This window comes from Lapillicoccus sp., assembly GCF_025353065.1.
Taxonomy (GTDB): domain Bacteria; phylum Actinomycetota; class Actinomycetes; order Actinomycetales; family Dermatophilaceae; genus Lapillicoccus.
This window is the reverse complement of sequence record NZ_JANXRJ010000255.1, coordinates 1-11,139: the sequence shown is the minus strand read 5'-3', so window position 1 is coordinate 11,139 and position 11,139 is coordinate 1. Positions and strand designations below refer to the sequence as shown.

The following is an 11,139-nucleotide window of genomic DNA, read 5'->3' as shown; positions in this document are numbered from 1 at the left end:
GTGCGATGCTTGCACCTGTCGGATGCCCCTTCGGACGGTTCGGATCAGACCCTTAGCAAGTCCAATCCTCCCGCCCCACAAGGGCATTCGCGTGCCACGACCCGCCCAACGCGACCACTAATCGGTGGATCAGGGCTGAGCTGAGCTGAGGCGGCTGCCGGTAACTGGGCGCCAAGTGGCGTAGTCTGGCCATTCGTCCGGGTTAGTCGGCGTTTGGGTATGGGTCTTGGTGTCGAGTCAGGGCCGAACAGCGTGCTGGCGGGCACGAACGAAGGTTTCCTGCGCTTGGGGAGCTGGGGTGAGAGGTCATGTCAGAGGAGCGTCGGTGGGGGCCTCACCGATCATCAGGGTGTAGGCCCCTGACTAAATTGTCCAGATTTCTGCGGCTTGAGCAATCCGGTGGTGCAGCTTGATCAGTCCGTGACGGCGACGTCCAGACCCGAATCCCGGGGTCGCTTTATCCCCGAGGAGCTGGTGCCGAAATGTTGATAGTCCCAGTACCCGGTGTTCGCCAACTCCGCCCGCGTCTTGCCCGACCCTTTCGCGCCGCTGGCCGGGCGGCTACTGGCACGCATGGGCATGCGACGTGGGTCAGCATCTCGGGCTAACGTAGACCCGGTCGTCCAGATGGTCCCGGCTACCAGGCTTCGGACCCGGTCGGAGCGGCCTACCGGCCGGTACATCCCTCCCACCCTGCGCCGAGAGTCCTCATCAACGCCTGGATCGCTGCCCGCCCTGCTGCCAGCCATGACCCCCGCCCACCCACGTGACAGGGGTAGCCCACGGGCGACGAAGGTGTTGCCCTAGCCTCGGTCTTTCATGAGGCTGGCTGAGGCGTAGGTCAAGGCCGGTGGCTCGGGTTCGGGGCCGGGGGTATGCCGGTGGGCCGCGTGGCGCTGCGGGGCGGGTCTCCGGGTGGTGCTCGTTTGTGGTCGGACAGGTGGGGGTGAAGCCTTTAGGTCCGGGACGGGATCGTGGTGAGCGCGCAAATGGCGGTGAACGCGGCGACGATCTCGCCCGCCCAGGGCCAGGTCCGGGGGAAACGGAGGTGTCGGCGGCGGCTGCCGTGGGTGAGGCGGGCGGGGACCTGAAGGAACCGGTAGCGCAGCGCTTTCGGTTCGCACGCCTTCAATGCGGTGGGCAGGGCGAGGAGCCGGAGCCAGGCGATGAGGTCCGCGGCGATCGATGCGGCGATGGTCCAGGCCTGGTTGATGGCGTACTCGCGGGACGGGAACCGGCCGATGCCGGAGTCCTTGGCGTGCCGGATCCTCGTTTCGACCCGGGCGTGGGCGCGGTGCCTCGCTTCGAGGAACGCGACCTGCCCACCGTTGGCGACGGGTGTATTGGTGGCCACGGCTTGGTAGCGCCACCCATCGGCGTGCTCGAACAAGGTCAGGGACGCGCCGGGGTGGGGGCGCTCGCGGCGGATCAGGACTCGCATCCCGGCCGGCCAGTTCCTGAGGTTCAGCATGCCGGTGATCTCGACGACGTCGCCGTGTTCCCGGGGCTCACCGGCGGCGGTGACCGCGGGCTGCCACGCCGTCCTCGGTACCCGGACGATGGCGTCGCGGACCTTGTCGGTCACGGCGTACCCGACCGAATAGCCCACTGTCCGGCCGCGTTTCGCGTCCAACCCGGTGAGCCACTCAAGCAGCCCGTGGGAGGCCCCGGCCCCGTCGGCGCGGATCAACAGCTTCCGCCGGTACGCCGCGGGGACCTGCGCGATGGCCGCGGTGAGGACGGCGATGTGATCGGCGGCGGTGTTCGAGCCCGCGTTCCCAGGCCGCAGCATCAGCGCCATGCTCTCTTGCGTGTTATCGCACCAGACACCCAAGGGGTGGTAGCCGAACCCCTTCTTGAACGTGGATGCCGAACCTTGTTTCTCTGAGTGCGCCGTAACGAGGGTGGCGTCGACGTCCAGGACGACGGTCTCACCGAGGTCGGTGTCGGCGACCTTGGACGCGGGTAGCCCGCCGGGCAGCTGGGACCAGACGTGCTCACGGACCCGGGCCCGGGCCTTGTCGATCCGTTTCGCGACGGCTGGGGTGACCTCGTCCAGGGCCCGCCACACCGTCGGCGCCGACGCCACCGACCCCAAAACCTCGCTCTGATGGCGCAGGACGTCGATGTCAGCGATCGCCTCCCCGCCGCCGGCGATCAGGACCGCGACATCGACCAGCACTCGCCCCCTGTCGTGGGTCGGGGTGAACCCCCGACGGACCATCGCACCAGACAGTGCACCGGTCAGACCGACCCGGTCGGCCAACAACCGGGTCGCCACATTCCCCGCGTGCGCCACCACCCCGGACCCGTCAGCCGAGAACGACAAACCCGTGGACCACGACATATGCTTCACCTGCGAAGTGCCTTCCGAATGAGACTGCTGAATCCTAGAGAAGTTCAGTATCTCGTTACGCGACAGGCACTTTCGCGCTTCCACAGCCGATGTCAGGTCACAACCCGTGAACGATCGAGGCTAGTGAATGTGGACTGGGACACGGGCCCCTCACGGCCTTGGTAACCGCCGCAGCGCCGGGTTCGCAGGTGCCATCGGCTGTCTGGATCGCCCTGCGCCTGGGGGGATGGAGGTGACCACGTGTGGGCGATCGCTGGTGGCCTTGGTCGAGTCGATGAGGCGCATGGCTCGTTGATCGACCTGGGAGACCATGGGGCTGGAGAACACCCGCCGGGCGTTCCCCTCGCATCGTGGGCAAGGGACCACTTTGGGTGCCGTGCCCATCGGCAAACTGACCTCGCAGGGTCCGTCTTGGTCGCAACAGTACTGATAGATCACCACTCGGACTCCCTTCATACACGGAACGCTACGGGGATCCTCGGGGACTGATCGAGCCATTGTCAATGGCCTTGAGAGGTTCTGACTTCCTCCGTATAGGCGGTTCTGCGACCTTTGTGGGTAGTGCGGCCTGACTGAGCTGCGGCGATGCTGGTGTGGCGTGCTGGGGCTGAAGGGCACCGCGTCCGGCGGCGGTATGTTGTCCCGGCTCCGGGTCGCCCTGGTGAGGTCGCTGATGACCCAGTCTATGAGACCAGGGTTTATGAGCACTGGGTCTTTGCTGGTCTTTGCTGGTGTTTCTGGTTCTTGGGCACCGCGGCCAAGCACTGGGATCGTCATCGACCATTCCTGGCCGCCGACCCGATCGCGGAGCTCATCGCCGGCCGCAGAGGTGGGGTCAAGGGTGGCCGGAGGCCATCGCGTACGACGCGAAACGCCCTTGAAGCTGCCCGGAGGCCGGCGGAAGATGCGAGGGCGGGTCGGCTGCCTGGGGACAGCCGCGTTCAGCTGAACCACGGGCTCAGGGATGAGTCGGGAAGGATGAGCTCAGGATTGCCCCCGAGGTGCCGCACGTGCTCGAGGAGCTGCTCGAGCTCCGGGGGGTTTAGCCACAAGTACATGGAGGTTTCGGTGTCGAGGGCGATGCTGTGATCCCGACGCGTGGCCGTGATCCAGACATGGGGAGAGAGTGTCAAGGGCCATTGAGATCTGCCCAGAGGCGGTCGTGAGACCTGCCCGGTGACGGTCACGAGAACTGCCCGGTGGTGGCCATGGGATCTGCCCAGTGCTGGCCACCCTCCGGCCTCATGGGGTGGGTCAGGTCAAGGGGCTCACCCCCTGGCCGGCGAGGGCTTGGGTCAGGCGGACGCTGTCGCCGGTGGTCTGACAGATGTGGGCGTGGTGCAGGAGCCGGTCGACGGTCGCGGTCGCGAGGGTTTTGGGCATCAGCTCGTCGAACGAAACTGACCTTCCCACAGGTTCGTCGCGGGGTTATTTGGTGGATGTGCCTGCTGACCTGTGGTTTCAGCAACGGCGTGGCGTCGAGGGGTTTGTCAGGGGCAGGGCTTAACTGTTAGGTGGCACTTGAAGTCCTGAACTGGGCGGAAGGTATGCGATGGCTGAGCGTCCGAACTTGCACTGCGTTGCGGGCATGGCTGCACTGCCGATCCCTGTGGAGTTCCTTGATCCTTTGGTGTACCAGTCGGTCTGTGTGGACGGGTTCGTGGCCAGCCAGGTCGCACGGGGTTTCAGCCCGGTCACGATCGACAACGGGACCGGCGTCCTGGAGCGTTTCTTGTCGTTGGCCGCCAAGCCGGCGTGGGAGCTGACCGCGTCGGACGTGGATGCGGTGGTGGCTGCGCTGATCGAGCGGGGCGTGGGGGCGGTGACCCGTCGAGGGTATGTCGGGACGTTCAAGTCCTTCTTTGCCTTCTTGCAGGCACGGCACGCCGCGGAGATCGAGTCGCGGTTTGGAGTGCGCCTGTCGGACCCCCTTGATGTCTTCCACGCCGGTCGTCATGTCAGCAGCGACTCGCCGGCGACGCGCCCGCCGCCGACGCCGCAGCGGATGGAGGAGTTCTTCGCCTTCCTTCGCCTGCGGATGGAGGGGGCTCGCAAGTGGACGCCACCGGCGCGTGACTACGCCATGTTCCGCACGCTCTACCACGCGGGGCTGCGCTCGGCCGAGGCTGCAAGCCTGGAGATCCGCGATCTGCACTTCGATCGTGGCCCGTTCGGCAAGGTCCACGTCCGGCTGGGGAAGGCGGCTAAGGGCTCCGGTCCGCGTCCGCGTTGGGTGCCGATGCTGGACGATGTGGCGCTGATCCTGCGCTGGTACCTGCAGGAGGTCCGGCCAAGGTTCCGGGTCTCCGGTCCGGTGTTGTTCTGCGACGAGGGTGGTGGTGTGATGAACTCCGGATCGATCCGCAACCGGCTGGCACACCTGTGTCTGGAGGAGGGTCGTCCGGTGCATGAACGCTTCAGCCCGCACGATCTACGGCACGCCTGCGCGACCCGTAACTATGAGCGGGGCATCGACCTGGTCGCGATCCAACAGATGCTGGGGCATTGGAATGTGGGCACCACGATGCGGTACGTCACGCCGTCGGCGACGTTCGTGGAGGACGCGTACCGCCGGGCCATCTCGACGACACTTGCCGGACTGGACGAGGAGTAGCTCATGGCCGTATTCCGTTGGCGGCTCAGGATGGCCGCCGCACAGCGCGAGGTCTGGACTGGAGCTCAGCTGCGCAGGCTGCTGGCCGACAAGGGCGGCTTGGAGTTGTCTGCGGCCTCAGTGTCTACCCTGCTGACCCGCCAGCCGGCGCAACTCAAGCTCGAAACGCTGGCCGCGTTGTGCGCCGCGCTGGACTGCACCCCCAACGACCTGCTGGAGCTCGACACCACCTCAGCCCGGACAGCGCCGCCCACATCGGCATCGACGAACCCGGACACACCCACCACCGCCGCTGCCGGCCAGGGGCGCACGCCCGGTGGTCATCGACCACCACCATTCTGAGCACCATGGCCCCGGTCGGTGACTGTCTGGACTGCGGCTCGAGCGAACTCCACGCCCGGGGGCGCTGCACCCCCTGCTACTGGAAGGCCTGAGAATGACAACCCCATTTGGCCCCGCTGTGATGATCTGATTTGGCCCCACCTCGCCTTTGGTCGGGTCATGTCTGGCGCGTTACGTTATCTGGGTGAGGGTGTGTGAGGAGTGCGGGTCTCGGTTGCCTCGACCGTTGGGGGGTGCTGGTCGGCTGGCGCGGTACTGCCCTGGTGGGGCGTGTCGTCAGCGGGCTTACCGCCGTCGGGGTGGCCGGGCGAGTGGGACCACGGGCGGTCAGAGAGCGCGCCGCGCTGCTGAAGGCGGGTGACTCTGTTCACGTGGCGGCTGCTGTGGTGGCGCCGCGGGTGGCGCGCAGGCGGTAGGAGGTGGTGCCGGTCTGGATGATGTGGGCGTTGAAGGTGAGTCGGTCGACGACGGCGGCGGCGAGGCGGGGGTCGGTGAAGGTGGCGCCCCATTCGGAGAACGGGGCGTTGGAGGCGCAGGCGATGGAGGCGCGTTCCTCGCGGGCGGTGATGATCTGGAAGAGCAGCTCGGCGCCGCGGGGGTCGAGGCTGACGTAGCCGATCTCGTCCAGGCACAGCAGGTCGAGGCGGGCGTAGCGGGCCACGACGCGGGAGAGCTGTTTGTCGTCGGCGGCTTCGACGAGCTCGTTGACCAGGGCGGCGGTGGTCACGTACCGGACCCGGCGGCCTTGTTCCGCGGCGGCGGTGCCGAGCGCGATCAGGAGGTGGGTCTTGCCGGTGCCGGAGTCTCCGAGCAGGACCAGGGGTTGCCCGGCGTCGATCCAGGCGCCGGAGGCGAGGTGGGCCAGGGTCGCGGGGGGTAGGTCGGGCACGGCGTGGACCTCGAAGGTGTCGAGGCGTTTGGGGCGGGGGAACTTGGCCTCGATCACCCGGCGGATCCGGCGTCGGGCGTCGCGGTCGTCGCACTCGGCGGTAAGGACTTCAGCGAGGAACGCTTTGTGAGACAGTCGTTCTCGGGCGGCGGCCTCGGCGATCGCGGCGTGTTCCTGCCGGATGGTCGGCAACATCAGCAGCCGGCACGCACCCGCGATGGCGAGGTCGGCTGCCTGGTCCGACATCGCGGTCACGGCCATCGTGGGCGGCCGGGGGGTGCGGGGGGTGTTGCTCGTGCTTCCGGGTCGTGTTTGAGCAGGGGTCATGAGCTGGCTCCGATCTTCAGGGCGACCGGTGAGGTCACGGGTGACGTCACGCCGGTCATGGGGTGGGTCAGGAGGTCGTCGTACCCAGCAAGGCTGGGAGCCTTTCGGGTGGCGCCCGCAGCACCGGGGGCGTGTGGTGGCAACGGAACTGGGCTGAGGCCGGGGGCGGACGTAGCGGCTCGGGCGATGGTGTGGCGGGCGGTGACCGCGACGATGTCGGGGTCGTACTGGCCTGCGGCGGTGCAGCTGGTCATGGCTTCGGTCAGGGCGGCGGCGGGCAGGGTGCGGTGCAGCAGCAGGAGCCCGACCAGCGCTCTGGTTCCGGCGCTGTCGCCGAGGGTCTTGCGGGCGCCGTCCCAGAACCTCTGGTGAGCGGTGGTGAAGGTCCCCGCCGCGCGGGCGCTGGCCAGTGCGGTGGCCCCGGCCAACGCGCCGGGCTTGCGGGTCAACACCTCGAGGTAATGGTCGAGGATCAGGTCCTCGCTGCCCTTGTGCAACGACCTCGTGTGGGTCGCCACCACCCCACCCGAGCCCAAGCTCGAGCTGCCGACGCTGGTGGGGCTGGTGGCGTGGTCGAGGACGGTCACGGTATCGGCGCCGAGGCGGACCTGGACCCGCATCCCGGCGTACCGGGCCGGGACGGAGTAGAACGACTGCCGCACACAGACCCGCGCCTTCGCGTCGACCCGGCACGACAACGCCAACGCGACGTCGAAGTCGTTGTCCGGTAACGCGTTCAGCAGCAGCGTCTCCCGGGCTCCGGCCGCGCCGACGGTCTCCGTCCGGGACCCGATCCGTCGGGTCTCGTCGCGGACATCAGCCGCGGCCAGGGCAGCGTTCAACGCGGCCATGCTCGGCAGGTGCGGGACCGGGGTCAGGTGCCGGCGCCGGAACCGGCCGATCTCTCCCTCGACCCCGCCCTTCTCGTGGGCGCCGTCGATGCCGGGAATGCAGTAGAACGAGTCGTACCCGTAGTGCGACCTCAGGGCCACGAACCGGGGATGCTCGAAACGTTCCCGGCCCAGGGCCACCCGGATCACCGCAGGCTTGAGGTTGTCATAGCGGATCATCCCGGTCGGGACCCCACCGAGGCGTTCGAACGCGCGGACGTGACCATCGAGGAAGGACTCCTGCGCCTGGTTCGCGTACGCGATGTGCACCGCCCGACCCGAGTGCGACAGCCGCAGGCAGAACATCCACACCCGCATCACCACCCCGGCGATCACGGCCTGGAACTCGCCGAAGTCGACCTCGGCCTCTTCCGCCGGCGGGTGACTCTGAGGGACCATCACCTCCCGGCGGGTCAGGCCGACCTGCACCTTCAACACCGCGACCATCGCCCGCACGCTCGACTCCGCCACGCTCGCGTCCTGCTCCTCCAGCAGCCGCTGCCACACCCGCCGGGCAGTGTGCCGCTGCTTACGCGGCGCGGCCAGGTCAGCGGTCAACCAGCCCCGCACGACCTCCTCGTACGGGCCCAGCACCGGCGCCGCCCGCTCCGCGACCTTCCGCACCGGCGGGACCGCATCGACCAACGCCGACCGAACCGTGCGCCGGTGCACCTGATACTTCGTGGCGAGCTGCCGGATCGACAGCCCCTCGTCACGATGATCGCGTCGGATACCTTCGAACTGCTCCACTCTCGTCTTCTCCTTCACCCTCCACGCCTTCCGTAATCGCCCTAGACAGACGAACGGAACGTAGAGGAACGGTGGGACGGGGGTGGGGCCATTTCAAGCCATCACAAGGCCTCCAAGCGGGGCCACTTCAGGCTGGCACACTCAAAGGCCAAACGAGAAGCTGCCAAGTCAACCTGCCCAGGCTGTGGGCTGTGGCGGATCCTGGGTCCCGAAGCCGGACGGTGCGGGATGTGCGTTCGGCGGGCCCGCCCACGTAGGCAACCAACACCGCGGATCTGCGCAGCCTGCGGCCGGCTCGCCGAACACGACGGGCTCGGGCTGTGTTCGCGCTGCTACCAACGTGATCCGGGCCGGATCCCGACCTGGACCAGAGGCGCCCTACGCCGACTAGACACGGCCGCGCCACCCTGGTTCGCCCCGCTGGCCGAGGACCTGGCCACCCGGTGCGCCCCACCGGTGGCGGCCGAGCACCTGCGCAAGATCGAACGGCTTCTGCAACAACGGGTGCTCGACCCCGCCGCCGTCATCGCGGCGCTGCGCCTACCGGGACGCTCCCCAGGGGCCACCGCCCGACTCGTCGACGAGTTCTTCACACGCACTCACCTCGGCACCCACCTTGATGAGGTTCCCCGTCGAGCCGAGCAACGCCGCACGCGGCGCCTCGATCGACTTCCTGACTCGCTGCGCCCGGCGGTGAAGGCCTTCACCGACGACCTCATCCACTCCCGGGACCGGGCAGCATTGGTGGGTGCAGCTGGCCTAGCTGACGCCACCATTGAGGCACGTATCGCCGACCTCGCCGTGCTGTGTCGCGTGCCGCAAGTCATTTCCTGGTGGAGGGATGGACGTGGGTCGTGACCTGAGCTGAGCAGCTAAGAAGCCTATGCCGCGATCCGTGTCACCGAGACCGTGAGCCAGGTGAACCGGGCGGCTCCGGCGACGCGAGGACTGATCGGGTCGTGTCGGTCGGAGACCACAAGAAGACTTACAAAACGCGACACTAGCCCCATCCCTCACCACGTCAGACCCACATTACGGGCTCACCGATCTCTCCGACCCTACTGCCGCGGCCTTCAACCGCTACCGGGATTGAAGACTGTCAACCCTCGTCAAATTTTCGACCCACTAAGCAAAGCAATGATCCGGTTCCCAGGGCTGGTCGAAAAACTACCCCCGGGCTGTCTGACTTTAGCCCGTGAACTTTGCGCCTACCAAGTGGTAATCGGAGTCGAAGTTGAGGATACGCACGTACACATTTGGCAGGACCGGACGCTTCAAATTTGCTTTAAGAATCTCCCGACCCTCGGGTGCCAGCTTGGATTAGTGTCCTGAAACGACCGTAGAATTGGGCTTGTTTCGAAGCAGTCTTTGAAGTAATCCCGCCAGCCCTCGCTTTCTTTGCCGCCCAGTTCGTATTCGTGTCGGAGCACCCACTCAAATATGTCCAGCATCAACTCTGCTACCGCCCTGATCCTATCCTCATCAGCGGTGGCATCATCTAAGTCTCGGTAGTCGTAAAAGTATGGCCTTAGGTCAGGGTAGGTCATAAATGCGTGATCGATTTCCAAAAACAATTGCGTTGAATGGTCGTAGGCAGCCAACTTTCTGCTACGCGTTCCGAGGAGTATCGATATCAGAATAGAAAGTCCAGAGATGGCGAGCGCCCCAATTGAGAGAGACACGGACTCGTTCATGGTTGTCGGCGCCCCCAGACTCATCGGTACGCAGGAATCACTTCTTCAAGGTCTCCTCTCTAGGCTATCCCATGAGTGCTCCGGCAGAGTCGCACGTCGACGACTTCTGCCACGGGTGGCCACCGCAACCAGCACTCGAGCAGGTTCGCTGAGCTGAGTGACCCAAGTAGCGTGCCCAGCCCGATGACGAGCAGGCCGGCGCCGACGGTACCGGTGAAGATGGGAGCCGCGGACGGCATGTTAGGTCCTTTCGCTGGGTTCGCGTGGTATTCGGCCGGTGATGCGCTGGGGTGAGCGGCCGCGGCCATGTGCCTGTGGCGAACGGGGTAAAGCGCCGGGACGGCGTAGCCGGTGCTGTCTCGGGCGTTGCCCGGCCACCGGCTGTCAGGTGCACGACGGGTGAGGAGTAGCGGCTCGTCGAGAGGGCAGGCCGGTAGTCAGCTTGTCCGCGCAGCCCCGGGGGCGGGATCTGGCGCAGCCGGCGAGGTGGTCAGGGCGTCGAAGACGTCGGGACTCGGTGGGGTGCCATGGGCGCCCGCGAGGGGGCCGCGCCGTGGTTGGCCCGGGCCACGACCGGCTCTGCCCCGGCTCGGGCGGTGGCGGTGATGAACGCGGACGTGCCCTACCGGGGCAGTCGCCTGGCCTGGCTTACGAGGTCGCCCGTCTCGTCGGCCAGCCATGTCTAGCCGGTGGGCTGTCGTTTTGGGCTTGGTGCACTTCCAGGCCACAACGTGAGGCACACATACGGACCTCGACGGGGAATGGTGGTGCCCTCAAGCGCGAGCACCTAGCTAGCGGGTACCGCTCAGGGGCCGCTTGGTACCCCCGAGCATACCGGCGCGGCCTCCCAGAGGGGACCCGCGGGCCGTTGACGTGGGCAAACGTGGCGTGCTTGCGGGACCGTCCAGCCGTGTGACACCCGCTTTGCCGCACAAGTGATCACCACCGCGACAGATGCCGGCAGGTGCCTGGTCTTTGCGGATGTGTCTGAGTGCCCCTGAGTGCCCCCGGCAAGATTCGAACTTGCGACAACCCGCTTTAGGAGTCCGTGGGGGAGCGTGCTCGTGTTGCCTGGTTCGTTGCGGGACAACGGAGTTGGTCCCGAGGGTGACCGGGTCTTATCGGCTGTTTCTGGTTCTACGGGCACCGCTCGGGCACCGCGGCCAGAGCCGGGATCGTCAACGACCCCGGGCCGCCGACCCGATCAGGGAGGCCATCGCCGGCTCGGGCAGCAGCACTGTCAACGCCCGCCGGTGACTGATGGGGTCCACCCCTTG

The 11,139-nt window shown here is 66.9% G+C and carries 8 protein-coding genes; 3 read left to right on the top strand and 5 right to left on the bottom strand.

The window, feature by feature from the left end:
* Positions 1-955 precede the first annotated feature (955 nt).
* Positions 956-2,347: an IS1380 family transposase gene (locus Q0R63_RS18595; protein ID WP_295700669.1), complete on the bottom strand. Its 1,392-nt coding sequence runs from the start codon at positions 2,345-2,347 to the stop codon at positions 956-958.
* A gap of 1,263 nt (positions 2,348-3,610) precedes the next feature.
* Positions 3,611-3,739, bottom strand: a complete 129-nt coding sequence (locus Q0R63_RS18590) for an ATP-binding protein (protein ID WP_295700666.1) — start codon at positions 3,737-3,739, stop codon at positions 3,611-3,613.
* 205 nt (positions 3,740-3,944) lie between these two features.
* On the opposite strand from Q0R63_RS18590, the gene Q0R63_RS18585 reads away from it, so the two are divergent.
* Both Q0R63_RS18585 and Q0R63_RS18580 read left to right on the top strand, forming a co-directional pair.
* Entirely contained in the window at positions 3,945-4,970 is a 1,026-nt protein-coding gene (locus Q0R63_RS18585) for a tyrosine-type recombinase/integrase (RefSeq protein ID WP_295700663.1), read from the top strand.
* A gap of 3 nt (positions 4,971-4,973) precedes the next feature.
* The gene (locus Q0R63_RS18580) at positions 4,974-5,312 is read left to right on the top strand and encodes a helix-turn-helix transcriptional regulator (protein WP_295700660.1); all 339 of its coding nucleotides are present in this window, start codon (positions 4,974-4,976) and stop codon (positions 5,310-5,312) included.
* 367 nt (positions 5,313-5,679) lie between these two features.
* Here the strand turns inward: Q0R63_RS18580 and istB are convergent, their stop codons facing one another.
* Positions 5,680-6,447, bottom strand: a complete 768-nt coding sequence (gene istB, locus Q0R63_RS18575) for an IS21-like element helper ATPase IstB (protein WP_295700671.1) — start codon at positions 6,445-6,447, stop codon at positions 5,680-5,682.
* Positions 6,448-6,524: 77 nt separating this feature from the next.
* The gene (istA, locus tag Q0R63_RS18570) at positions 6,525-8,168 is read right to left on the bottom strand and encodes an IS21 family transposase (protein WP_295700657.1); all 1,644 of its coding nucleotides are present in this window, start codon (positions 8,166-8,168) and stop codon (positions 6,525-6,527) included.
* A gap of 456 nt (positions 8,169-8,624) precedes the next feature.
* Here istA and Q0R63_RS18565 point away from each other — a divergent pair, with 456 nt between their 5' ends.
* Positions 8,625-9,026 carry a hypothetical protein gene (locus tag Q0R63_RS18565; protein WP_295700653.1) on the top strand — a complete coding sequence of 134 codons (402 nt, stop codon included), beginning with the start codon at positions 8,625-8,627 and terminating at the stop codon, positions 9,024-9,026.
* A gap of 416 nt (positions 9,027-9,442) precedes the next feature.
* On the opposite strand, the gene Q0R63_RS18560 is transcribed toward Q0R63_RS18565, so the two are convergent.
* Entirely contained in the window at positions 9,443-9,850 is a 408-nt protein-coding gene (locus Q0R63_RS18560; protein WP_295700650.1) for a hypothetical protein, read from the bottom strand.
* Positions 9,851-11,139 lie beyond the last annotated feature (1,289 nt).